The 26,665-nt window shown below is 48.9% G+C and carries 20 protein-coding genes; 17 read left to right on the top strand and 3 right to left on the bottom strand.

Annotated elements, in window-relative coordinates; all coding sequences use genetic code 11:
- Nucleotides 1-49: 49 nt before the first annotated feature.
- From GK108_RS24655 to GK108_RS24645, 3 genes are all read right to left on the bottom strand, one after another.
- Entirely contained in the window at nt 50-1,453 is a 1,404-nt protein-coding gene (locus GK108_RS24655; protein WP_163954231.1) for a purple acid phosphatase family protein, read from the bottom strand.
- 90 nt (nt 1,454-1,543) lie between these two features.
- Complete coding sequence (gene bla / locus GK108_RS24650) at nt 1,544-2,446, bottom strand: class A beta-lactamase, subclass A2 (RefSeq protein ID WP_163954229.1); 903 nt, start codon at nt 2,444-2,446, stop codon at nt 1,544-1,546.
- Between the two features lie 93 nt (nt 2,447-2,539).
- Nucleotides 2,540-3,283, bottom strand: coding sequence for a hypothetical protein (locus GK108_RS24645; RefSeq protein ID WP_163954227.1), 744 nt, complete (start codon nt 3,281-3,283; stop codon nt 2,540-2,542).
- A 183-nt stretch (nt 3,284-3,466) separates the two neighbouring features.
- Here GK108_RS24645 and GK108_RS24640 point away from each other — a divergent pair, with 183 nt between their 5' ends.
- The 17 genes from GK108_RS24640 (at nt 3,467) to GK108_RS24560 (ending at nt 26,664) form a co-directional block, all read left to right on the top strand.
- The gene (locus GK108_RS24640; protein ID WP_163954224.1) at nt 3,467-4,609 is read left to right on the top strand and encodes a TlpA disulfide reductase family protein; all 1,143 of its coding nucleotides are present in this window, start codon (nt 3,467-3,469) and stop codon (nt 4,607-4,609) included.
- 134 nt (nt 4,610-4,743) lie between these two features.
- Nucleotides 4,744-5,331 (top strand): Crp/Fnr family transcriptional regulator, encoded by a 588-nt coding sequence (locus GK108_RS24635; protein WP_163954222.1) that lies wholly within the window; start codon nt 4,744-4,746, stop codon nt 5,329-5,331.
- Nucleotides 5,332-5,401: 70 nt separating this feature from the next.
- Nucleotides 5,402-5,680, top strand: coding sequence for a hypothetical protein (locus tag GK108_RS24630; protein WP_163954220.1), 279 nt, complete (start codon nt 5,402-5,404; stop codon nt 5,678-5,680).
- A gap of 249 nt (nt 5,681-5,929) precedes the next feature.
- Complete coding sequence (locus tag GK108_RS24625; protein ID WP_163954218.1) at nt 5,930-6,388, top strand: hypothetical protein; 459 nt, start codon at nt 5,930-5,932, stop codon at nt 6,386-6,388.
- 257 nt (nt 6,389-6,645) lie between these two features.
- The gene (locus GK108_RS24620; protein WP_163954216.1) at nt 6,646-6,909 is read left to right on the top strand and encodes a LytTR family DNA-binding domain-containing protein; all 264 of its coding nucleotides are present in this window, start codon (nt 6,646-6,648) and stop codon (nt 6,907-6,909) included.
- 159 nt (nt 6,910-7,068) lie between these two features.
- Nucleotides 7,069-8,112, top strand: coding sequence for a sialidase family protein (locus GK108_RS24615; RefSeq protein ID WP_163954215.1), 1,044 nt, complete (start codon nt 7,069-7,071; stop codon nt 8,110-8,112).
- 170 nt (nt 8,113-8,282) lie between these two features.
- Nucleotides 8,283-9,020: an IclR family transcriptional regulator gene (locus tag GK108_RS24610; protein ID WP_163954213.1), complete on the top strand. Its 738-nt coding sequence runs from the start codon at nt 8,283-8,285 to the stop codon at nt 9,018-9,020.
- Between the two features lie 190 nt (nt 9,021-9,210).
- A complete protein-coding gene (locus GK108_RS24605; RefSeq protein WP_163954211.1) occupies nt 9,211-12,207 on the top strand; it encodes a SusC/RagA family TonB-linked outer membrane protein in 2,997 nt (998 codons plus the stop codon).
- 101 nt (nt 12,208-12,308) lie between these two features.
- On the top strand, nt 12,309-13,757 hold the full coding sequence (locus GK108_RS24600) for a RagB/SusD family nutrient uptake outer membrane protein (protein ID WP_163954209.1): 1,449 nt from the start codon (nt 12,309-12,311) through the stop codon (nt 13,755-13,757).
- A 164-nt stretch (nt 13,758-13,921) separates the two neighbouring features.
- Entirely contained in the window at nt 13,922-15,829 is a 1,908-nt protein-coding gene (locus GK108_RS24595) for a glycoside hydrolase 5 family protein (protein ID WP_163954207.1), read from the top strand.
- Between the two features lie 231 nt (nt 15,830-16,060).
- The gene (locus GK108_RS24590) at nt 16,061-17,437 is read left to right on the top strand and encodes an endo-1,4-beta-xylanase (protein WP_163954204.1); all 1,377 of its coding nucleotides are present in this window, start codon (nt 16,061-16,063) and stop codon (nt 17,435-17,437) included.
- A gap of 43 nt (nt 17,438-17,480) precedes the next feature.
- Entirely contained in the window at nt 17,481-18,833 is a 1,353-nt protein-coding gene (locus GK108_RS24585; protein ID WP_163954202.1) for an endo-1,4-beta-xylanase, read from the top strand.
- Between the two features lie 68 nt (nt 18,834-18,901).
- Nucleotides 18,902-20,242 carry an endo-1,4-beta-xylanase gene (locus GK108_RS24580; RefSeq protein WP_163954199.1) on the top strand — a complete coding sequence of 447 codons (1,341 nt, stop codon included), beginning with the start codon at nt 18,902-18,904 and terminating at the stop codon, nt 20,240-20,242.
- A gap of 44 nt (nt 20,243-20,286) precedes the next feature.
- Nucleotides 20,287-21,480: an enolase C-terminal domain-like protein gene (locus GK108_RS24575; protein WP_163954197.1), complete on the top strand. Its 1,194-nt coding sequence runs from the start codon at nt 20,287-20,289 to the stop codon at nt 21,478-21,480.
- Between the two features lie 75 nt (nt 21,481-21,555).
- On the top strand, nt 21,556-22,968 hold the full coding sequence (locus GK108_RS24570) for a glycoside hydrolase 5 family protein (RefSeq protein WP_163954195.1): 1,413 nt from the start codon (nt 21,556-21,558) through the stop codon (nt 22,966-22,968).
- A complete protein-coding gene (locus GK108_RS24565) occupies nt 22,968-23,756 on the top strand; it encodes an SDR family NAD(P)-dependent oxidoreductase (protein WP_163954193.1) in 789 nt (262 codons plus the stop codon). Before GK108_RS24570 ends, GK108_RS24565 begins: the two co-directional genes overlap by 1 nt.
- A gap of 13 nt (nt 23,757-23,769) precedes the next feature.
- Entirely contained in the window at nt 23,770-26,664 is a 2,895-nt protein-coding gene (locus GK108_RS24560) for a glycoside hydrolase family 2 protein (protein ID WP_163954191.1), read from the top strand.
- Nucleotide 26,665: the final 1 nt, after the last annotated feature.

Here is a 26,665-nt window from a genome sequence, read left to right as displayed (position 1 = left end):
GGCCGGTTTCAAACCGGCCATTCAGATAAACGCTACGTGTTAACGATGCTTACTTCGAAATTGTGAATTGATCCTGAATCGACCCGTCGGCTGCAATCATGACAGCGGTTAATTTATTGCCCTCTATTTCAATATACATCGATCCGCCACCCCCATCGTAGGAGACTTGCATGGCGTTGTGGGGCCATTGGGCGGTACCGGTCTTTACGTGTCCGCCACCGGCACCACCGTCGCCGTTCACTACGTAAACAGTACCTTCATTTACAGCCGCTTTTCGATCTTTTACAAATGCTGTGGATTTATTCTCCGAGTTTTGTTTTTCGTTTTTGAGCGCTACGTGTGTACTGGCATCAAACGTTACAGCATCGCCATAATGGCCTTTCAGCAAACCCGACCGCTCATACACATGGCTATGGCCACCCATAACCAAGTCTACTCTGTACTGTTCCAGAACCGGAAGCAGGTTCATGCGAACATCGCGGAGTTGCTTTTCTGTATCAGAATCGTGCGTGCCCTTCGTATATGGGGGATGGTGCCAGTAGGCAATAATCCAGGTGAATTTTGGGTTCTTCTGGGCCGCTTCTAAATCTTTTTTCAGCCAGGCCAGCTGTGGACTCAATTCGCCAAATCGGGTGTTACTGGCTTTGAACGTACTGTCGTCATATCGATCAGAATCCAGGCTTACGAAATGGATATTGCCATAATTGAAAGAGTAATACGATTCGCTACCCGAGGCAACACCGCCTGCTTCGGCATTGGTGGGGTGCGAAACGACCTGATAATAAGGGATGTTTAAACTGACCCGGAGGTTATTATTGCCAGCATAATCATGATTGCCCGGCGTAGAAAAAATGGGGGTTTGCTTCATGAAGCGATCGCCCGCATAACCTGTATCGGTGCTAAATACGTTACGTTGGTATTCGGCATCTAATCCCCGATTATAGGCGTTATCGCCCAGCCAGAGCCAAAGATCAATGTAGGGGTCACCCAGATTTTTAACGTATTGCTTGAATGACTCTTTGACGTGGTATTGCCGGGCCGAGTGATTGCCAAAGTCACCGAGCGACCAGATTCTGGTTTTCTTGGCGGTGCCTTCCGTTGGAAAGGTGTAAAAGTAGTTGTCGGCCGTGCCTTGTAACGTAGCGCTTTCCGTCCCAACAGAATAATAATATTTTGCGTTAGGCTTCAGGCCCGTTACGGTTATTTCATGATCCGTAACCGCCTGATTTTCTTTACTGGATTTCGCTAATTTACCTGCTGCCTGGCCGAAGCGGACAACACCAATCGAGGGCGATTGCGTACGCCAGCGGAAAGTCATGCTGGTTGGAGTGGCCTTTTGTAAGTAGGGCCCTCGGGTCAGGCTATCGGGCGATTGAGCCTGTATCTGGCTGATTAATCCGAATACCAGGAAAAAGTAAGGAATCAGATAGGCATGTCGTGAGCGGTATTTCATGAGCTACTGCGAGGAATTTAGAGGCTGTAAATCTACCAAAAGTGGTGTTACCACTATGTAAACAAATAATTCAGATTCGTTTTGACCTTATTACCTTGCCCAGTAATCCCAAACGGCCCGGCTGATGTTGGCAATGACGGCTTCGCGGGTATCAGTGTCGGCCTTCGCATCGGAAACAAACACGGCAATCGCAATGTGTTGCCCATTGGGTAACGTAACGAGACCAATATCATTCGTGGCGGCTGTTACGCCATCGATAGTCCAGGAGGTGCCGGTTTTATGCGCAACAACGGTTCCGACTGGTAGTTGCCCTTTCAGCCGATGAAGCCCCGTTTCGGTTTCCGTCATCAGACGTAGCAGAAAGGCGCGACTGCTTTTCGATAAACCGCGACCTTCCTGAAGTCGACGGAGCAGGGCAACCGCTTCGGCTGGTTTCGCCCAGTTTTTATACTGAACAGCATTGTCGCTGCCAATTTCACGCTCTGTATTTAGTACTATTAGATCCTTGATGCCCAGACTTTTCAGGTAGCTCATGATCACGTTTGGCCCACCTACTACCCGCATCAGAACATCACTGGCTGAGCCATCACTTTCCGAAACGGCGTAGCGCAGCAATTCCGCCAGACTGAGTTCGGTGCCGTTGGGGTATTTTTCGCGGATAGGGCTGTGTTGCCGTTTTGAAATATAGTCGGCGGTCGATACCCGAATTTTCTGCTCCAGCGACAGCTTACCCTGATCGACCAGATGTAAGGTTGCCATACCGATAGGCATTTTATAAACGCTCTGCATCGGAAAGGGCTGGTCGCCATGTAGCGAAACTGATTCACCCGTTTCGACCAGCGTAGCGGCTACACCAACTGTACCCTGAGCCGCTGTGGCGAGTTGTTCAATCTGTTGCTGAAGCTGACGTAATGATGATTTCGTATGGTTAGGCTGGGCTAGTAAGGAGAAGAATACGAAGCTAAAAACCAGCGATAAAAGATATCGGATCATGAGGAATAGTTGATTTTGCGTGAAATTAGCGGGTCAATGGCTGTTTCACATGATCCGATACGCCGAAATCGCGCGGGCTTGTTGAGCGGATAATTAAAACAGTTTTACTTTATATCGATAACGACCCCGAAAATATTCTCTCATCTTAATCACTTCGCGCGACTGGTCCGAAATCCAGAACGTAGCGTGAGCGTCTGGCCGACCATAATCGATGTTGAGGAGCCAGCAGTTGATGTTGGTGTTTCCGCCAATTGGCAAATCTTCTTTGCCTGTAACTGTGAGTCGGTAATAGTTGGCAGCGGGTGTGCCGGGTTCATAAAAGGCAACCGCGAATTGCTGACCCACTTTTTTGATGGGCAGGAGTGGTAAAATTTCCAGATCCATCGGAAATTCGAAAGCTGGCTGTTTCAGCGTTACGGTAAACGTAGTGTCCTGGCCCGTTTTTCGATTGGGCATCGATACGGCTACGTTATTTCCTGTAAACGTGGTAGAGATCTTACCGCGTTTTGCGTAATCGGCCTTGTGGGTCAAGGGAGCCAGCGAAGGAAGCTGGCCGGTAGCTGTTACGTGTCCTAGCAGCGAATCTTTTTGAAACCATTTCCAGTCGAATTCGTAGATTTTCTGGCCCGATGGCGTTTGGGAAAGTCGAATCGTACGGTCCCAGATATCGGCGGAGGAGAGTCGTTTGCCCGTACTGTCTTCAAAAAAAACGGCGTACGAACGTTTTGAGTTTTTAAAGGCAGATAGGTTCAGTTTCAACGTAGCGGTGTTGATGGTATCGACTTGAGCCTGCGCCAAGGAACTGATCAGCACCAATAAAACGTATAGGTATTTCATGGATAATCGGTAGATAAATGGTTAGAAGAACAGGCACCAAGTAAGCACATTCATTTATGACGCGATACTAGTTCGTGATGAACGGTTTAGGGCTTGGGAATGACGATCTGCCGAATAAGAAAAAAAGACGTATTCTGCTGATTCTATAGTTTTTATGGTTTTATTCGCCAAACGACAACTGAAATGAAAAAAATAATCTCCGCTACGTTGGTAGGACTTCTTCCGTCTGTGTTATGGGCGCAGAGTGGTTCGTACACCCTTCAGGGCCAGTTGGGTGCCATGAAAGCCCCGGCCAAAGCGTATCTGCGATATGGCTCAGGTACCTCGGTAAAGCTCGATTCCACAACGATTCAACATGGTAAATTTGAGTTCAAAGGCTCAGTTGATAGCCCGATCAAAGGGACCTTACTGGTCGACAAGCGCGGAACAGGTCTGAGTAAAACCAGGCCAACTCCCTCTATCAGCCTCTATCTCGAACCCGGCACTGTAAACGTGAGCAGTCCTGACTCACTTAAAAATGCGGTAGTTAGTGGTACTCCGCTAAATGTCGATAATCAGAAACTAGAGGTAGCGCTAAAGCCGTCGACCGATAAAATGGACGCGCTGATGCAGGAGTACCGAGCCGCTACGCCCGAGCAACGTAGCAAAAAGGAGTTTAGCGATGCGCTCGACAAACGATACGAAGCCATTGAAGCGGAACAGAAAGTTGTATACGCTCAGTTTATCAAGTCGATGCCCACAAGCCTCGTTGCGCTGGATGCCTTGAAATCTTTTGGTGGGTATGCTCCAGAATATGGTGAAGTAAAGCCCGTTTTCGATGGGTTGAGCGACGCTGTGAAAAATAGCAAGGCTGGTCAGGAGTATGCAGCTACGCTGAACCGTATTAAGGCAACGTCGGTAGGAGAGCTGGCCCCCGATTTTACGCAGACCGATACGTTGGGCAAAGCGGTTTCATTACACGATTTCAAAGGCAAATACGTACTAGTCGATTTCTGGGCCAGCTGGTGCGGACCTTGCCGGGCCGAAAATCCGAACGTAGTGAAGAATTACAACGAATACAAAGAAAAAAACTTTACCGTGCTGGGTGTTTCGCTCGATCGGCCTAACGCGAAAGAAGCGTGGCTACGAGCAATCCATAAAGACAACCTCACCTGGGCACACGTATCCGATCTGAAATTCTGGGACAATGAAGTCGCCAAACAATATGGTATCCGGGCCATCCCCCAGAATTTCCTGATTGGTCCCGATGGGAAAATTGTGGCCAAGAATGTTCGGGGTGAAGAACTAGGTAAAAAACTGGCTGAAGTGCTGGCGGGGCAGCCGTAGTGGCTGGCGTTTAGCTACGTAGTAAAACGGTCGAAAGTTTGTAAGTGGCTTATTCGTAAGTATTGGCGGTTTGTGGGCAGGAACTTGATTATCTTGCTGCCCACAAACCGTTTTTTATTGTAGTCCTTCACGCCATGAACGACATCGACTTATTAGGACATGCTCTACGCACATTTGCCGACATTGATGAGGAAGCCTTTGCGCTGTCTGTTCCCTACTGGCAAAAAAAGCACTACAAGAAAGGCGAGTTTTACAATGAGTACAAGAACGTCTGTAAACATCTGGGTTTTATTCTCGATGGTATTTTCAGAACGTACTACGTAAACGACCAGACCGGCGAAGAAAAGAACATTTTCTTTTTTTCGAAGCACCAGGTTGTTGTGTCCTACAAAAGTTTTATCAATCAGTCGCCCTGTAACTATTATACTGAGTCGATGGTCGATTCGACCATTTTGTATATCAATATTACGCATCTGCAGGAGCTTTATCAGCAATCGCATCAATGGGAGCGGTTTGGCCGACTGGTTGGTGAACGGGCATTTAATCTGGCCATGAACCGAATGGAGGATTTTCTGTTCCAGACGCCAGAACAGCGTTATCTGGATTTGATCGAGCAGCATCCTGATCTTTACAATGCCATTCCGCTCTATCATATTTCCTCGTATCTCGGTATTCAGGGGCCTTCATTAAGCCGAATTCGGAAACGATTATCGGGCCGATGAGAATAACAGGCTGTGAATGTGCTTTTGTAGTGCAAACACCTATCTGAGGTAAACTATCAACTCATTAGCTATGAAAACGATTCATTTTTCGCTTGATCTGCGATCCTTTTTCCTGGGCTGCCTAACCATCGTGGGTATTTTGTTACTAACCAATTTCACCTCGTCGAATGGTGGGCAACCTGAGCCGGGTATCCTGGATACGCGCCGGTTCCAGGCCGTCGCAAGCGAGCGGGAGTCTATTATTTTGGATACGAAGACAGGCCGGTTTGTTGTAATTCCTGGCTACCTCGGCCAGCCCCGCTACGTCAAGGGCGATTTTGAGGAAATACAAACTCGGGAAAAAAAATAGGCATATAGAAAACGATTCGATAGAAGCACGCCAGGCTAAAGGATAATTGGACGAAATAGGGTAGGGAAAGGAGAAAGTAAGATTGTTTTACACGTTGGTCTTTTTTGTTAAAAGCTGTTAATGAATCCATTAATTGATAGCTTTTAGCTTTCTTTGGTTAGTACTTCCTATTCATCCCTATACCTATAACCAACCGGCATGAAGGCTACTTTACTGTTTATTTGTTGTTGTTGTTGTTGTTCATTGGGCGTGCTCGCTCAAGTATCTAAGGCGGATAGCCCCTTTAAAGCGCGAAATACGATCTACGTGGAAGGATTAGGGTCGGGCGGCTTTTACTCCGTGAACTATGAGCGACTGGTACTCCTGAAAACAACACACGCCTTTGGGTACCGGGCAGGAGCCTCCTATTATGGAATGTCTCCAAACAGGGCAAATTTGATTGGAGAAGTGTTTACCCTGCTGGGTACGGGCAAGCACCATGCTGATTTTGGGCTTGGATTAACTGCTTCTAAAGCAAGCTGGGGAGAGTTAATGCCTGGTGTACAGCCCTGGGATCTCTACGCGGTGCCACGAGCCAGTTATCGTTACCAAAAGCCAACGGGAGGGCTTATGCTGCGGGCAGGCTTTACGCCAACTTTTAAACTAACCAGGGCAAATGCCACCAATCATGGCCCCTGGGGAGGAGTGGCAGTCGGATATAGCTTTTAACGATCGATCATATTTATACGCTCAAGGAGTCGATAGGGCGTTCTTCCATTTGCTCAATTCAGAAGTATCAGTCGGTGTCCAATGCCGACAAAGCAGATCCCAGATGCTTGTAAAAAGCAGAAACGGGCTCTATGGCTTCCAACTAGTGTCCAATAATGTCAAGGTATCGATAAATCACCATAAACCTGTTAGACAGAAATAAAGTAAGTCAAATCGGATTAAAGTAAATGGACTTGTTGCTATGGTACTGTTTTTAAATGAAAAACAGTACCATAGATGACAAACCGTTGGAGAGCTTAAAAGTTGGTGCCATCATTCATACCTCAACCGACAAGATCGTTATTAAAGGCTCTATCAAAGCGATGCATGATATTTTTCCGGATAATCACTTCATTCGTGTGCACAAATCGTTCATAATGGCTATGCCCCAAATCAGCCGTATCGAACAAAATCGAATCGTACTAAGCAATACTCATATACCGATAGGGCGAAACTATAAAGAAGAACTTGAAAAAAACTGAACTGATCGGCTAAAGGCAATAGTCTCTATCCTCTCTAAATCAGTAATGTTTGCACATACGTTACTTTGCTGATAGTTGAATCTAGTTTACCGGCTTGTCTGATTTGAACGAAGAGAAGCCATAACGCTGTAAATTCCGGCCTCATTCTACTAATTTCTTATGAAGATTAACTTTCTTTCTTTACTACTTATTCTCTTTTTTAGCAGTCAACACCTGTACGCACAACCCGAAAATCCAGCCGTGTTAAAGCAGGAATGGATTTACGAAAAGGCACCCTTCCCCGAGTGTCATGCCTCCACAATTGCAGAAACACCGGAAGGCTTAGTCGCTTCCTGGTTTGGTGGAACCCACGAACGTCATCCTGATGTGGGGATCTGGGTGAGCAGCCTGACAAAAAAAGGCTGGACAACGCCCGTGGAAGTAGCAACGGGTGTGCAGCCCGACGGAAAGCGATTACCCTGCTGGAATCCGGTATTATTTCAGCGCCCCGGCGGAGAGCTGATTTTGTTTTACAAGGTAGGGCCAAGTCCATCAACCTGGTGGGGCTTGCTAAAACGGTCTAGCGATAATGGGAAAACGTGGGGAGAAGCGGAGCGTCTGCCGGAAGGTATTTTAGGACCCATCAAAAATAAACCAGTTCTATTATCGTCGGGTGTTTTATTATGCCCAACCAGTTCGGAAGATCACAACTGGCGGGTACATTTTGAGCAAACCAGCGATTGGGGCAAAACCTGGCAGAAAACGGCTCCCATTAACGAAGGTGTAACGGATGGAGCCATTCAGCCCAGCGTTTTATTTCATGCGAATGGTCAGCTACAGGCGCTTTGCCGTAGCCAGAAAGTGGGCTACATTCTGGAAACCTGGTCGAACGACAACGGAAAAACCTGGTCTGCTTTAGCCAAAACATCATTGCCTAACCCTAATTCGGGTACAGACGCCGTTACGTTAAAAGATGGTCGGCAGGTTTTAGTCTATAATCCTACAACAACTAGTAATGGTAAAAATGGACCCCGTACTCCGCTGGACGTAGCCATTTCCAACGACGGCAAAACCTGGAAAACGCTGGCAGTACTGGAAACGGAACCAGGTGAGTATTCATATCCGGCCGTTATTCAATCGGCCGATGGCCTTATCCACGTTACGTATACCTGGAAGCGCCAGCGCGTTCGTCACGTAGTACTCGACCCCAAAAAGGCAAACTAGTTTAGGTCAACCAGTACCGTAAGTACAAAAAAGGACATCGCTTTGATGTCCTTTTTTGATATCTATCAGACACCATAAACGTCAGATTGTTGCCGATTAACCATATTTGTCACTAGAACTCTTTTATTTTTTAATAATAGTATTTATTTTGCATTGTAAAATTGATGTAAATGATACAAGTAATTAATCGAGCTCTGGATTTGCTGGAATTGATAGCTGCTGATCCTGAACGTCCGAAATCGTTGGGCGATCTGGCCGATAACCTGCAACTAAATCATGGTACGTGTGCAAACATTCTTAAATCGTTAGTGGCACGCGGCTATGTCGAACAGATAGGAACGAAAAAAGGCTACATATTAGGTTCAAAATCGTACTCGCTAACGGGCAATGAAGCGTATCAGAAAGATTTGCTGGAAGCTGCGAAGGAGGAGATGGATTTACTTACTCAGTCAGTCAATGAGAATTGTTTGTTAGCTATACTTAAAGATAATCAGCGAGTTGCGATTTATAGAACCTTTGCCGAGCAGGACTTGCAAGTGCGAACCGCTGATATAAAGCCTGTCTATGATTCTGCCTCCGGGCGATTGTTACTGGCTATGCTAACGAAGGACAAGCTGGAGCGATTTTTAACGAAATACGGACTTCCTTCTGAAGAGTCATGGCCCGAAGTTCAGACTGAAAGCAAGTTGTATGAAGCACTTTCGCTAATGCGTCGAGAGGAGCTAGCAGTACAAACTATAACCAATCGACATGTAATGGGCCTGGCTGTACCTATTTATAAGAAAGAGTTGGTGGTGGCTAGCCTGAGTATCTACCTACCTGAATATCGGTATATGGCTTTGGATAAACATAAGCTGATAGATTCTTTACGTAAATGCGCTGCTAAAATTAATAAACGATTGATTTAGAGACTATTGATGCTAATCGTGTATAGGGCTTAGGCCCTTTTTTTATGTCTTTGCGAGTAAAAGACTTTTCTTATATAAAACTTATTTATAAAAAAAATGGAAATAATTTGGAGAGAAACAATGTTTAGACGTACAATTGTAATGAAATAAAATTTAATTTTATATTATAAAAATTATCTCCTAAGCCTTTATGAACTATCTTACGTTTAAATGGCTATTAGCTTGCCTGATAGCCGTAATCAGCTCGGTTGGATGGGCTCAATCCATAGTTGTATCGGGTAAAGTAGTAGGAGCAACTGATAAATCGGCTCTTCCCGGTACGACGGTTTCTCTAAAAGGAACTCAGGTTGGCACAACAACCGATGCAGAAGGAAACTACCGTATCTCTATTCCTAATCCAGCTAATGCTACACTCGTATATTCTTCGGTTGGATTTCTAAGTCAGGAAATTGCAGTTGGAAAACAATCTACAATTAATGTGGAACTGGTGGCCGATGATCGCCAGCTCGATGAGGTAGTTGTGGTTGGGTATGGTACGGTGCGTAAATCAGATTTAACGGGTTCGCTGGCGCAGGTAAAAGGCAAAGAAATCGATGCGTTTCCGGCTACGAACGTATTGCAGGCCTTGTCGGGTCGGGCGCCGGGGGTTCAGGTGACACAAAACACCGGTGCGCCGGGTGCTGGCATCAGCGTTCGGATTCGCGGAACAAACTCCATTCAGGGCAGTAACGAGCCGCTCTACGTAGTGGATGGTTTTCCTACCTCGGGAAGCAACCCAACCATTGTGAACAACTCCGATATTGAAACCATCGAAATTCTGAAAGATGCGTCGGCAACGGCTATTTATGGGTCTCGTGGTGCCAACGGCGTAGTTATTATTACGACCAAGCAGGGTAAAGCGGGCAAAATGACGGTCGATTATGAAGGTAGCTATAGCATTCAGTCGCTCCGTAAAAAACTCGATCTGATGAATGCCAAAGAATACGCTACGTTCTACAACGAACAGGCTGCCAACGATAAAGTGACGCCGTATTTTACGCAGGATCAAATCAATAGCTTCGGCGAAGGGTACGACTGGCAAAATCTGGTTTTCCAAAAAGCACCCATGCAAACCCATAATCTGACGGTGAGCGGGGGCAACGACAAAACGCGGTTTTCGGTCGGCGGCAGCATTTTTAAACAGGACGGTATTATCCGGGGCAGCGATTACAACCGATATTCACTACGTGCCAATATTTCGACGGATGTTAGCAAGAAATTCAACCTGAGCTACGGCGCTACGTTAACGAAAATCACCACGGGCCGTCAGAATTCGGGTGGTGGCAACCGGGGCGGTACGTTGATTTCGGCGGCTATTTCGGCTCCGCCAACGCTCACTCCCTACAACGATAACGGTTCCTATCGCGTGTTGGCAACGGCTTATCCGTTCATTTCCAACGTATTGATCAATCCGCTCAATTATCTGGAGCAGTTCTCCGATAACGTTGATGCGAACCGCGTGCTGGCCAATGCTGCCCTGACATTCAAGCCATTCGACGGCTTAGCGATTAAAATTTCGGGTGGCATCGAAAACAACGACGACCAAACCGATACGTATACCACGACCAAATTTATCAACTCACAGGGTAGCGCCAGCGTGGGAACGGTTCGGCAAATGAGCCTGCTGAGCGAAAACACGATTAGCTATATTAAAACGATTGCACAGAAACACAGCATCTCAGCGGTAGCTGGCTTTACGTATCAGGATTTTCTGGACAAACGACTCAATGCGTCGGGCGTAGGCTTTCTGAGCGATATTACCGAAACGGCCAATCTGGGCTCGGCGGCTGTGCCGGGCATTCCCGGATCGAGTTACTCGTTCAGCACCCTGCTGTCGTATCTGGCCCGCGTGAATTATAGTTTCAACAATAAGTACCTGTTCACGGCCAGCATTCGGGCCGATGGTTCGAGTAAATACAGCGAAGGCAATAAATGGGGCTATTTCCCATCGGGAGCCTTTGCATGGCGGGTTTCGGAAGAGCCGTTCATGAAGAACGTAACGTTTATGACTGATTTGAAAGCCCGCGCCAGCTGGGGCTTAACAGGAAGTCAGGCCATTGGTGCCTACGCTACGTTGAATAATCTGTCGGCCGGAAAAACCGTATTCGACGATGCGTTGTACAATACGTTCGCGCCCGGAACCCAACTGCCTGGCAACCTGAAATGGGAAACTACCGAACAGTTTAACGTTGGTGTCGACGCCGGATTCCTGAATAACCGCGTTCAACTGACACTCGACTACTACGTTAAAAATACCCGCGATCTGCTCAATACGGTGCAGTTACCAATTGGTTTTGGCTTCACGAGCACGATACGTAACGTAGGACAGATTCAGAACAAAGGGCTGGAAGTTGCGCTATCGGCCCGCGTGATCGACAAAGCGTTTAAATGGGACCTGAACGGAAATATCGCTTTCAACCGCTCGAAGGTGGTGAAGCTGGAAGGTGGCCGCGATATTCTGGGTGGAAGTGTGGGCGTTACGTTGATCAGCGATGCAGCCAACCTGCTCCGGGAAGGGCAGCCACTTAGCGTTTTCTACGGCTATGTTGAAGATGGTTATACCGATCAGGGACGGGTGAAGTACAAAGACCTGAACGGTGATAACGTGATCAATCAGCTCGACAAAACCATTATTGGTGATCCGAACCCCAACTTTATTTACGGTTTGAATTCAACCATGTCGTTCAAAGGGTTTACGTTGACGGCGTTCTTTCAGGGAACACAGGGCAACAACCTCGTCAATGTCAGTTCGATCAACAACACACTCGACTACGGTTTCGGTCTGAACATGCCCCGTGAAGTGTATCTGAATCACTGGACACCAACGAATACAAACGCCAAATATCCGGTTATTTCCCGCGCCAATAGTTACAACTACTCGAATCGATTTGTGGAAGATGGCTCGTACCTGAGGCTGAGAACCATTCAGTTAGCCTACGATCTGCCGCTGCAGGCCTTGAACATAAACTGGATGCGGACGGCCCAGATCTACGCTAGCGGTCAGAACCTGCTGACGTTAACGAAATACTCCTGGTGGGACCCCGAAGTAAACTCGCAGGGGGGCGCTAACTCCATCGGTCAGGGCATCGACCACTACAGCTATCCTACGTCGAAAGCAGTCACATTTGGTATTCGGGTTGGATTTTAATTGTGAATGATTGAATGCTAGAATGTGAGAATAGCTGACGCGAAAAACCATTCTATCATTCACTCATCGCACCAGCGACTCATTCAAAATTGAAACAACACATGAAAAAGATATTATTCTTCCTCCCGCTTCTTGGTCTGTTTTCCTGTCAGGAAGTACTGGTCGAAAAGCCTAAAGCGGTGGCTGTAGAGACCTTCTACAATACGGCCAGTGAAGTTGAAGCCGCCGTTAATGCGGCCTACGCCCAGCTTCGGGCACTCAATGGCATTTCTGGTCAGTTGGGTGCTCAGCTCGAAGCGTATACAGATTACAGTTATGGCCGGGGGAGTTATCAGGTGCTGAGCGATTTTCAGGGCCTGAATAGCACCAACATTCCGCGTACCGACGAAGGCTGGCGGTTGTTTTACCTGACCATACGTAACGCCAATCTGGTGATTCAGAACGCGCCGAAAGGCACAAGTATTAGTCAGGCCGACGTAGCGAAATACGTAGCAGAAGCCAAATACCTGCGGGCGTTTGCGTATTTCTGGCTCGTTCGTAACTGGGGTGGCGTACCGATACGTACCGAAGCACAACTGAGCGAACCGAATGTAAAGCGTAACACGGCTGAAGAGGTCTACACACTGATTGTGAACGATTTGAAAGAAGCGGAAACTACCCTGCCCGAAAAAGGAGCACAGGTTGGCCGGGCTACGAAATGGGCGGCTAAAGCGGCTCTGGCCGAGGTCTATTTCACCCGAAACCAATACGCCGAAGCCCGCGACAAAGCCGACGAAATCATCAAATCCAACGCGTTTTCGCTGGTGCCCGTGACAACGGCGGCCGAGTTTGATACAAAGATTTTTGGCCCTACCGTTGTTACGTCGACCGAAGAAATCTGGTATCTGAAACAAACCCGGCAAAACGATCAAGGGATGTATCTGGCGATGTTTGCGCATCATCCCGGCTCAAAACTACACGGGGCAGGAGGCTTCTACGCGCACTACAGCGATACCGAAACCAACCCGAACATGAAAAACTGGGATGCTAAAGACCTTCGCAAAAGTGCGTTCTGGTATAGCTGGGACATTGGTCTGGGTAAAAACAGCATTCTGTGCAAGAAATTTTCGGACCCGCTGGCTCCCAACCAAACAGCGGCCGGAAACGATTTTCCGGTCTATCGCTACGCTGATATTCTGTTGCTGTATGCCGAAGCCGCTAGTCGGGCGGGCAACGGACCTACACAGGCCGCCGTCGATGCACTCAATCAGGTACACCGTCGGGCGTATGGACAAAATCCAACAACGGCCTCCAGTGTCGATTTTAAACTGGCTGATTTCACCGCCACTACGTTCAATGATCTGGTGCTGAAAGAGCGTGGTTACGAAACCCAGTACGAGGCCAAACGCTGGCTCGACCTGAAGCGCCTGGGTACGCCCAAACTGAAAGAAATCATTAAAGCTGCTACGGGCAAAGACGTGGCCGACAAACATCTGTTCTGGCCTATTCCGGTCGCTGAACTGAACTACAACACGGCTCTGGCGCCCATCGATCAGAATCCGGGGTATTAGGTCGTAGACTTGCCCGCGATCTAATCGTGGACCAGCGTGAAACGTTTACATAGGTTGGTTGGTCAGGTAGCTGACCCTTGTTAGCTACCTGATTTTATAGTCAATTGGAATGGTAATTCTGAGATTATCAGTCGATTCTCTGTTTAATTTAAGCTCTTGTCCTAATGGTCGTCAGGTTTGTCTATGTGCTGATTAGTTTGCTGTTGGTCCTCGATGCCAGTGGGCAAGCCTTTACTCATTTTATTACGAGAGAGGGTGATAAGCTTAAAGATGGTAACAAGGTTTTCCGGTTTATATCGGTGAATACGCCCAACATAACCGGCCAGTATGACGGCTATAAAAACACGAATCCAGCCAGTGGCTACATTTATGATCCGATGGAGCTTTCCTACGAAATGGAAGCCTATTTCAAGGACATGGCGCAGATGGGCGTTACCACGATTCGAACCTGGGGCATCACCGTTGAAGATGGAACGGGTGAATTTGAAGCGTTGGTTACCGGGCCGCGTGCGTACAATGAAACGGCCTTTCGACGGATCGACAAAATGCTGGAATTGGCTAATAAGTACAAAATTAGGGTCATCCTTTGTCTGGTAAAAGAGAACAAATTCTGGGGGTCTACCGAATCGTTCAGCAAGCTCTACGGCGGTGGCGATTACTACACGACGCCCGCCGTTAAGGACGGTTTCAAGGATTTGCTACGTGTGGTTGCAAACCGGAAAAATCAGTTCACGGGGCAACTTTACAAAAATGATAAGGCAATCATGGCGTGGGAATTCGGCAACGAAGTGCCCAACAACAAAAGCGCCTGGATTGCCGAAATGGCCGATTACCTGAAAACAATTGCCCCCAATCAGCTGATTGCCGACCCGCGCCGGGCAAACGGTGTGCAGCAGATGAAGGATAATGTGAACGACGTAGTAACGAACAACCCGAAAATCGACATCGTAAAAACCCGCCAGTATCCTAATTACCGCAACACCGTAACCGAACTCTGGAACGAATGCAAAGGAAAACGCCCGATGATTATCGACGAGTTTCAGAAGCTGGACGGATTCAAAGACGTACTTGATCAGGTTTACAATACGGGTACAACTGGAGCATTGCTCTGGAGCCTGATGAAACCGCAGTATATCGGTGGCATTGGTGGCCATGCGCTGTTTCATGCCTATTCCTGGGGTGGCAGTCGCTGGCCCGGATTCGACAGTGGGGAGTATTTCAAGGAGCGGGAAAACCTCATGTTGATCCGATCATACGGCTATAAAATCAGAGGAGAGCGGGAACCCGCGTTACCAGCGCCAACGGATGCGCCTTATCTGTATCCAGGTATACGTAGTGATGCGGTCGCGTTGAAATGGCGGTGTTCGCCGGGGGCAAGATACTACGTCGTAGAGCGGGCAACGTCGCCAAAAGGGCCGTGGCAGAACATCAGTGGTGATCTGGATATTAGTTATCACCTCTACTATTACCCCTTATTTACCGACAACAGCGCAGAGCCGGGCAAGGTCTATTATTACCGGGTAAAGGGTAAAAATGAATCAGGGATTTCGCCCACTTCGAACGTACTAGGTCCTCTATCGGCCAACAGTCGGATGGTGATGGATAATCTGAAAGACTTTTCGCTGGCTCAATCGCACTCCGAAAATCTGGAGATCAGCACCGAATCCTGGCCGCGACTCCGGCAAACGGAAGAAGATTTTTTTCAGGCCGAACGAGCCGCCGGAAGTGGTTCGGGCGAGCTAATATACAGCGCCGATGCCCTGAAATGGATTGATGTTTTCGCCTTTAGCGACAAGGTAGATAGTATCGATTTGCTATACTCGACCGATGGATCGGCCTGGAAACCGCTACCCGAAGGAGCTGTCGTGAAAAGCCATAGAGAAGCGTATCCAAGCCAGATTTCTAAGGACAAAGACAATCCCGTTGATAAGTATACGTACTCCGTTCCAGCGCTCCCGCATGGAACCGTAGCGGTAAAAATCGTGACCGGAAATGCGCAGGCTAACAATACGTATCCCTGGATCGGGCGGGTGCATATTGGCTTCAATGGGGCGTTGAAAACAACGAAATAAGCTTAGAGAGCCATATGTGAATCGGATGTTCGACCACCCCCAACCGAACGTCGGCCCGGCCCCTCCTAAAACAGGAGGGGCTTTTGCCCGGAGGTTTTTAGGCCCCTCCTGTTTTAGGAGGGGCCGGGCCAGCGTTCTGGTTGGGGGTGGTAAACTATTAACCTTTATGATCCGCGATGCAATCCCGGACGAGCAAAATTTGCTAAACAACATAAGAATTACGCATACTATATGAAGCAATTTATCACTGCTACGTTACTGACATTATCGACATTACAGGTGTCGGCCCAGCTTTCCGAGGAGTACAAAAATCAATGGAGCGATCCGGCGGTGCAGCAACGTATCGCCGACGGCATCCGCGAGAATCGGATGGGGGCTTTTACGGTCCAGTTTGCCGATAAAGACGGCAATCCGATATCGCCGGGAGAGGTGTCGTTGACCCAAACCCGCCACGATTTTTATTTCGGCGCGAATGGCTTCATGGTGAAAGGCTTCAAGAATCCGAAAGAAGATGCGCTCTTCGAGGAGTATTTTACGAAGCTGTTCAATTTCGTGACCATTCCGTTCTACTGGCCCGAACTGGAGCCTGAACCGGGGAAACTGCGTTTCGGGAAAGATAGCCCGTATATCTACCGTCGTCCGGCTCCCGACGTGGTGCTGGAGTTTGCCAAAAAGAACAACATCACGCCCAAAGGTCATACGCTCGTGTGGGACAACCAGCGCTGGTCAATTCCGACCTGGCTGCCGAAAGACGAGAAAATTATGGAGCAGAAAATCAGCAAGCGGATCGGGGAAATCGGGCAGCGTTACGGTCACGATATTCAAATCTGGGACATAGTGAATGAAGTAACCGACCGCCATCCCGACGTCTTGATGCCCAAAGATTTCGCCTTCAAAGCCTTCAAGGAAAGCGAGCGTCAATTTCCGAACAGCAACGTATTTACGCTCAACTTTACCACCGGAATCTGGGGACGTAGCAACCGGCGCGAATACAACGCCGACTATCTGCTCCTCGAAAATCTGCTGCTACGTAACGCCAAGATCAACGCTATCGGCCTGCAATTTCACAACTTCAGCGAGCCCGAATACGAGCAGATTATGAAAGGTAAAGCCATGACGCCCACTACGTTGTTCAATACGCTCGACTTGTATTCAGACTTCAACCTACCCTTGCACATTACCGAAATTACGGTGTCGGCGTTGACCGATAAAGGCCCCGAAATGCAGGCGGTGATGACCGAGAATTATTACAAACTGTGGTTTAGCCATCCGAAAGTAGAAGGCATTATCTGGTGGAATCTGGTCGATGGAACAGCGGCTCCGGCACGTATCCGGTCAGACGGATCGGTAGTGCCCGGTGAAGACAAATGGAAAGGTGGGCTGCTGAACCGCGACTTCTCTAAAAAGCCTGCTTTCGACGTACTCGATCGCTTGATTAACAAGGAATGGCGCACCAACGTAACGACTTCGCCCAAAAATAATGCGGTGAGTTACAAGGGCTTCTACGGTACATATAAAGTGGTTACTCAACGGAACGGCAAGAAATACGAGAAAGAAGTACAGTTCCCGAAGAGTGGCACCCGCACGCAGGTGGTGGTGCTGGATTGAAGCTGTTACGTACTACGATCTCAATTCTATAAGTCATTACGTTATGCGTTGCCTGATTTTATATTTCCTGCTCATCACAATACCAGGTCTGGCCCAATCGACTCGTTATGATTCGCTGTGGAGCGATCCGGCTATCGAATCGCGTATTCAGCAGGGTATCGAAACGTATCGGAAAGGTGATTTCACACTGACATTGACCGATAAACAGGGAAAACCGATTCAGAAAGCCACCGTCGACATTCGACAGAATAGCCATGATTTTTTATTCGGAGCTAATATTTTCATGCTCGACGGCTACCCGAGCGCTGAGCTAAATCGGAAGTTCGAAAACGCGTTTACGAAGGTGTTCAATTTTGCGTCAGTCCCGTTCTATTGGAAAGATGTGGAGCCAACGCCCGGCCAGTATCGGTTTGCCGCCGATAGTCCGCCCATTTTTCGGCGTCCTCCGCCCGATAAAGTGGTCGCGTTTTGTAAGCAGCATAACATTCGTATGAAAGGGCATACGCTGGTTTGGGATTCGCCAACGGCTTCGATGCCGGATTGGGCACCGAAAAACCCGGACTCGCTGACATCACTCGTTAAAAAGCGAATCGAGGTAATTGGCCAACGCTATAAAGACGACGTTCTGTATTGGGACGTAGCGAATGAATCGTTTCTGCGACACATGCAGGTTACCATGCCCGACGATTACGTATTTCTGGGTTTTAAAGAAGCAGAGAAAAATTTTAATTCAATCAATAGGCTGATTTACAACGAAGTGCCGGAAACGTTTCTGAACAAAAACTTCCACGGCGAATACAGCTATCTATACGTGTTCATCCAAAACCTGCTGTTACGTGGAGCTAAAGTGAATGGCATTGGCCTACAGTTTCATTTATTTCCGCATCTGGTCGATCCTAAAGCGGTTTATGAAGGAACCACCAGCGATTTTAGCCCCAAATCAGTGTTGAAGGTGCTGGATCAGTTAGCCAAGTTCAAGATTCCGCTGAATATCTCCGAAATCACGTTTCCTGTATTGTCTGATTCAGAAGAAGGCCGAAAGAAACAGGCGCTGGTTACCCGTAATTTTTATCGGCTGTTTTTTAGTCACCCGGCTATGGAGGCCATTACGTGGTGGAATATGCCGGATGGAAAAGCCTGGGGAAATGAAGGGAAACTCAACTCGGGGCTCATCGACGAAAATCTGAACCCGAAACCATCATACACCGCACTTGATGATCTGATCAATAAAGAATGGAAAACAGCATTCACTACGTCGGTCAATAACGGTAAACCCATTACGTTTCGGGGCTTTTATGGCGACTACGCAATGAAAGTTACCGTCGGAAAGAAAACGATTGAGAAAACATTTACGCTGGCAAAAAATCAGCCCAATACGCTCACTATTGAACTATAAGCGAAAGCATGTTCTCCTTACGAAGACGTTCGGCCGCTGCTGTGGGTGTTATAAAAAGCCAATATATTATGCGTTATCTGAGTTTGTTTTTCCTGCTCATCACAATACCAGGTCTAGCCCAATCGACTCGTTATGATTCGCTTTGGAGTGATCCGGCTGTTGAAGCGCGTATTCAGCAGGGTATCGAAACCCACCGCAAAGGCGATTTTACAATAACCCTGGTCGATAAACAGGGTAAACCAATTCGGAAAGCAACCGTCGACATTCGGCAGGAACGACACGCTTTTCAGTTTGGGGCTAATATCTTTATGTTGAACGGGTTTCCGACGGCGCAGGAAAATGAAAAGTACGCGTCGTTTTTCAAGTCGATGTTCAATCTGGCAACGATTCCTTTCTATTGGAAAACGCTGGAGCCTGAGCAGGGTAAACCGCGCTACACGGCCGATAGCAAGCCCATTTACCGCCGACCGCCCACCGATGTAGCCCTCGACTTTTGCCTCCGAAATGGCATTACGCCACGTGGACATACGCTGGTTTGGGATGAAGCCATGTTTGCCATTCCAGACTGGATGCCCAAGGATACGTCGAAAATGCAACCGATTATCGACCGGCATATTCAGGAGCTGGCCCAACGCTACGGGGAAACCATCAAAACCTGGGACGTAACGAACGAACTGCTGATTTCGCGCTATAAAGTGCCTATGCCTCCAGACTACGCCAGCAAAGCGTTTCGGACGGCACAAGCTTATTTTCCTAAAAGCACTCGGCTGTTTATCAATGAAAACACACCCAGTTCGTGGCAAGGCTACCGCCGAGAATTTACGCCCTATTACCTGCTGATCGAGAACCTGAAACTGAAAGGGGCTCGCATTGATGGTATCGGAATGCAATTCCACTTATTCGAGCAACCCATGTTCGACAATACCGTGAAGGGGGTAGCTCATACACCTGCCGACCTGTTTCGGGCTATGGATTTGCTTGGTTCATTCGGTGTGCCCCTGCACGTATCAGAAATTACGTTTCCTACGCTGCCCAACAACGAAACGGGTTTACAGCTCCAGGCGAAAATGGCCCGAAACTTCTACCGAATCTGGTTTAGCCACCCGGCCGTTGAAGCGATCATTTACTGGAACACCATTGATGGAACGGCTGTGGCGGGGGAGGATAAATGGAATGGCGGGCTGCTCAATCGCGACTTTTCTACCAAACCGTCGTATACGGCTCTTAATGACCTGATCAATAAAGAATGGAAAACCACGCTCACGACATCCGTGACCGATGGTAAACCCATTACGTTCCGGGGCTTTTATGGCGACTATACCGTGAAAGTTACCGTTGGGAAGAAAACAATGGAAAAGACACTTAAACTGGTAAAAGGTCAGGATAATACCGTACAACTTGACTTATAACGATTCATTGAACGTAGTAAATCCACGTTCGCTCATTACGACTTATGAAAATTATTGACATCCGTACCCGCTGCGTCGCCATTCCGTTAAACGCCCAATTGCGCCATAATACGGGCGTGCATCCGGGCTATTTTCTGCGTACCATTCTCGAAGTCATTACCGACGAAGGTATCGTTGGGTTGGGCGAAGTAGGCGGGGGCGATCAGCGGGGAGCGTTGCAGAAGCTCAAACCACGTATCGTCGGCGAAGATCCGTTTCATCTCGAAAAAATCAAGCTGAAAGTACTACGTAGCATTTACTACATGTCGAACGCGCGATTGTATGCAGCCATCGAAATGGCCTGTCTCGACATTCAGGGTAAAGTTTTGAACCGCCCATTGAGCGATCTGTTGGGCGGGCGTGTACGCGACGAAGTGCCGTTTATCGCTTACCTGTTCTGGCGGTATGATCGTCCCGGTGATGGTAAACATGACGAAACCGCTGAAGATATGGCCGACTTCTGCGTAGAACTGCACGAAACGCTGGGTGTCAATTCGATGAAGCTGAAAGCGGGGGTAAAATCGCCTAAAGAAGAAGCGCGGGTGCTGGAACTTTGCCGCGAGAAACTCGGCGATGATTTCGGACTACGTATTGACCCGAACGGCCTTTGGTCGGTGCAGACCGCTGTGCAAATCGGGCGTCGGCTGGAAGACCTGAATATTGAATATTTCGAGGACCCGTCGTGGGGATTGGAAGGTAACGCGGCTGTTCGCAAACAGATACGTATTCCGATAGCCACCAATATGTATCCGGCCAAATTTGACGATTTGGCTCCGGCCATTCGGATGGGTTCGGTCGATATTGTCCTGACCGACATTCATTATTGGGAAGGTCCGCGCGGGGTGAAAGATCTGGCGGCCGTTTGCAATACGTTCAATCTGGGCGTGGCCATGCACTCCGGCGCTGAATTCGGTATCGAGCTGGCCGCTATGATTCATACGGCATCGACCATTCCACAAATGAATTTCGCGGGCGATGCGCACTACCATTACCTCACCGACGACATCATTGAAGGCGGCCTGATGAAGTACGAAAACGGTTGCATTAAAGTGCCAACTGGCCCCGGTCTGGGCGTATCGCTCGACGAGGACAAGATGAAGCATTACGAAAAATATTACGAAGAAAAAGGCGATTACTACGCCCGTTTCCACCAGGACCCATACCGTCCCGACTGGTATCCGACGGTGGGTGGGATGTGATTTTTCTTTCGACATGATTGACATGATTTATTACTCAAAACAAACCATGTCAATCCTGTCAAAAAAATAACAAGTATGCTGTATTCTCTGATTCGAAACGTATTGGTATTCACGCTACTCGCTCTGATTGAGTGTGTAGCGCAGCCCAATGCGTTCGTACGTATCAGTAAGACTAATCCAAGGTATCTGGAGGTTTCGGGGAAAATCTTTATTCCGGTTGGCCCCAATATCTGCTTTGCCCGGTCGATAACGAATGGAGATAGCGTACTGAACTATTACGATCATTATTTCGGTCAGCTTGCTAAAAATGGCGGCAATTTTACCCGTATCTGGTTGAGCGCACCCATGCTCGAAGTAGAGAAACAGCAACCCGGCCAATTCGATCCAAAAGCCGAAGCGCTGATTGATGGACTGGTGAAGTTGGGCGGCAAACACGGCATACGGATCAAATTCTGTCTGGAACATTTTCGAAAAATCACCGGCTCGCCCGCTCCGTTTCCGTCGTCGGTTCCGTTCGACAAACCGGTGTATGCCAATCAGATTTCGTCGATGGAGGATTTTTATCGTACCGAAACCAGCAAACAGCTTTACCTGAATCGCGTGGCGTTTTTCGCCAGAAAATACCGCGATAATCCTACCGTTTTCGGCTGGGAATTGTGGAATGAACAGAATTCGGTGAGCGTCAAGGACCCTGATTTACTGCTGTCCTGGACAACGGAAATGCTCGACAAGGTGAAAGCGCAATTCCCGAATCAATTCGTGATGCAGACGCTGGGTAGTTACGATTCGCCCAAACAGCACGAACTGTACAAAACCTATTCCGCGCTACGTAGCAACGAAATCGCGCAGGCCCACCGCTACCTCGATAAAGGTGCTACGTTGCCCATCTGCCAGTCGCCGATGGATGAACTAGCCAGCGATGCCGTAACGAATCTGTTGACGTTTGCACCCGGAAAACCCGTTCTATTATCCGAAGTTGGTGCGGTTGAACCCCATCACGCGGGACCGTTCAAGCTATATCCGAAAGACACGCAAGGTGCGTTACTGCACGACCTGCTGTTTGCGCCCTTTTTTGTCGGTGCGGCTGGCCCCGGCCAAAGCTGGCACTGGGATTACTACATCGAAAAAAATAACCTCTGGTGGCACTTCGCCCGATTTAATGAGGCCATCAACGGCTTTGATCCCGTTTCTGAGAACGCCGTTCCGATTCGTGTAGCAGCACAAAACGATCTGAAAATCTATGGCTTGCGAGGTGAAAAAACGACACTAATCTGGGTGAGAGATAATGCCTCGAACTGGAAAACGGAACTGGAAGAAAACCGCCCGGCGGAAGCCATTTCGGGACGTAGCATTAAACCGGGGTTACCCATTTCTAAGAAACTTTCTTTTTATGATCCGTGGACAGGTAAATGGACGAAAGGGCGTCCGGGTGAGACGATTTTGCTCCCGACCTTTTCCCGATCAATCGTTATAAAACTGGAGTATTGATGACACAACCATCAAAAAAAGCATTAGTCACTGGCGCGTCGCGCGGCATCGGCAAAGCCATCGCGCTACGTCTGGCCGAAGCGGGTTTCGACGTAGTGGTTCATTTCCATGAAAAGCGAGAAGAAGCCGAGGTCGTTGCCGAAACCATTCGCCAGACCGGACGTAACGCGTATCTGTTACAGGCCGATTTGTCAGAAACAGCACAGGCCATTCAGCTTGGCGAGCAGGCCTGGGATGTAGCAGACGGTCTCGACGTACTGGTGAACAACGCAGGCGTTTCATACAAAAAACACTTTCTGGACGTAACAGAAGCCGATTTTGACCAATTCAATAACGTTAATTTTCGAAGCACTACGTTCCTGACGCAATCCGTTGCCCGAAATATGGTGAAACACAGCGTAGCGGGTAGCATCTGGACCGTTACGTCGGTCAACGGCGTCCGGCCGGGGTTGGGATTAACTCTTTACGGCGCCACCAAAGGCGCGCTGGAAACGCTGATGAAAGGCGTAGCGATGGAACTGGGACCGCACAACATTCGGGTCAATACGTTGGCCGTCGGAGCCATCCAGACCGACATCAATCGGGATGTTTGGGAAAACCCGGCCCTGCTGCAAACGGTAAACGACGGCATCCCGGCGGGGCGTCTGGGCTTACCCGACGAAATCGCCAGCGTACTGGTCGATCTAATTGCGTCGGGCAGTTACATGACCGGCTCGACCATCACCATCGACGGCGGTTTGCTGTTGATGCGAGGTTACGGAAAACTGAAACCTTATGGAGACGCTTAACCGAACGTACAGAATGAAGAAATTGAATCTCCTCTTTTTGGGTGTTTTTCTGTTGGGGAACGTAACATCCGCCCAAAGCGTCACTACTGCTACGTCGCCCGATAATCCGTTTGCCGACGAGAAAAATAAGCTCTGGCAGCCGTACCGTATTACGCCAAGAATGGGCGCGCAACACGTATCGCTCTCGGGCGATGGCTGGGAATTGTCGCATACCGATCAGCCGATCACCGATCTGAATGCTCCGCGTAAGGATGCGTTTCAGACCAGTATTCCGAATTCGGTGCACTGGTCGTATTTCAAGGCCGGAAAGTTGCCGCATCCGTATTACCACAAAAATTCCGACCAGTATAAGTTTATGGACGAGAAGGCGTGGTATTACCGTAAATCGTTTCCGACGCCCGCCAGTGCGAAATCCGGTAACTACGTATTTCTCTGCTTCGATGGCGTTGATTACTTCTCGAAAGTCTGGCTGAACGGTACGTTAGTGGGCGTTCATGAAGGGATGTTTGGCGGCCCAACGGTTGAAATCAGTAAGTTGCTGAAACCGGGTGGACAGAATGAACTACTGGTTGAAGTGCGGGCCGGAAACTGGGGTAACAAAGCCACCGATTACGAGAGTTTGCCGCGCAACAGCAACGGCGAATACATGATTGAAAAGCGCAAAGGTTACAATCCGCGCGCCAGTGACCGAATCATTAAACCGTGGGTGATTTCGGGTAGTTCAGGCTGCGAAATGTTTTTCAGCGTGGGCATGTGGCAGGACGTTCGGCTCGAAATTGTGCAGCCCTACCATCTCGAACGGCCTTACCTGACCACTACGTCGATTCAGAATGGCAAAGCCACGCTCCACCTGTCGAGCGAAGTGCTGGCCGATACCAATTCGCTTGGCTACCAGTTGCATCCGTGGAAAAATGCGCAGATGCATCATTACGACGGGCGTGTGCCGGGTACTACGCTATCCAATGCGAATTTGTCGGTTTTGGTTGAGCTGGTCGACAAGGCGGGTAACGTAGCGTTTACGCAGGAAAAACCGTTCAAAGCTTTCAAAGGCCGGACGTGGTTTGAGGACGATTTGACGGTAACTAATCCAAAACTCTGGCACCCGAACGGGTTGGGCGAAGCTAATCTGTACACGGTACGCGTGGCTCTCAAAAAAGACAAACAGATCGTTGATGAAATCAAATTTCCCTTCGGCATACGTATCATCGACCGGATCAAATCGGCCGGGCCGCGCTACGCCGACCGTTGGGAGAACTGGCAGTTTGTGGTGAATGGCCGGAAGTTTTTTGTGAAAGGCATGAACTTCACCCCGCAGGATGTCTTGCTCGAAACCTCGAAAGAACGCTACCGCTGGACGCTCGAAGCCGCCAAAAAAATGGGCGTTCAACTGATACGTATCTGGGGCGGTGGCCTGCTCGAATCCGAACATTTCTACGACATCTGCAACGAGCTGGGGCTGATGGTCTGGCAGGATTTCCCGATTGGCAATCAGGACACGCCACTTTACCCGCAGGACATCTGGGAAGCGCAGGTTGTGCAGACCATCGTTCGGTTACGGAATCATCCCTCATTGGCGGTCTGGTGTGGCGGCAACGAATTCAATCCCTATTCCTACGGCAACGCGGCCACGATGGGCATTCTGGAACGCAATCTGGACATCTTCGACAAATCCCGATTGTACGTCCGTACTACGCCCGACGATGGCAGTCTACACACCTATCCCGACATGGACCCGACCTGGTATGGCGTGGGCTATAAATACGAACCGTGGATTTCGGAAACGGGAATGCACTCGATGCCCGAAGCGAATTTATTCTACGAAACGGTTGATAATAAAGAATTTACGGGGTTGGGTAAAATGTGGGATAAAGACTTTTATCAGGGACATGACGAGTTTATCCATCATTTTACCGAATACGGTCCCAGCCGCGTACCGCGTATGCTGAGTCGGGCGTCGCACATCACCGACATGGCCGACCCGACTATCGAAGCCGTCACCGAAGCGTCGCAAATTGGGGCTGGGGAATTTTATCAGGTTTTTTCCGAAAAAATGCAGGGCAACTATCCCGTTACGTCGGGGTTGATGCCGTGGGTTTTCAAACGCCACTGGCCGGTTATTGCCATTCAGATGATGGATTGGTTTGGTAACGCTGGGGCACCGTATTATTTCCTGAAACGGACCTATGAACCGACACACGTAGCGGTTGACATTCCTCGTCTGCTCTGGAAACCGGGCGAACGGATTAGCCTGCCCGTCAAAATCAGCCATTCGCTTACGCAGCCGATACCGGGCGCTAAAGTGTCGGTACGCGTGCTGGACGATACGTTTAAAACACTTTGGCAACAGGAAGGTAGCGTGAACGTAGCGGCTGGCCCGTCGGTCAGCGAAGCGAAACCCGGCGAGTTCACGATTCCGTCCGATTACCGCGACCGTTACGTATTGGTGCTGGCCGAGTTGCGTGATGGTTCGGGCAAGCTGGTATCCCGGTCGTTCTATTATCCGCGCAGTCTGTCCATGCTCGAAGACAATGCGTTTTACCAGAAATATGTCAGCAACCCGATTCCGTGGCCAACCCTCGAAAAAGGGCCGTTCCTGAAACCGACCGTTGCTAAAACCACTACGTCGCTCACAGCTTCGGTGGTGAGTCAAAAACCCACCGGCACCGACCAAAGCCAGCTTCGGGTAAAAGTGACCAACACCGGTAAAGCGCCTGCTTTTATGGCGAAACTGGATATTACAGGGACCAAACGAGCTATTGTCGCTTCCGATAATTTTACCTGGATTGCGCCCGGCGAAACGCAGGAAATCGACATGGACGTACTCTGGCGCGAACCGGCAACCCGTTCGAAAGCTGTCCTGAGTGTCAGTGCCTGGAATGCCACTCCGACAACCGCTAAACTCCCTTAAT

Source organism: Spirosoma terrae (assembly GCF_010435915.1).
In the GTDB taxonomy this organism is placed as follows: domain Bacteria; phylum Bacteroidota; class Bacteroidia; order Cytophagales; family Spirosomataceae; genus Spirosoma; species Spirosoma terrae.
This window is presented reverse-complemented; position numbering and strand designations above follow the sequence as displayed.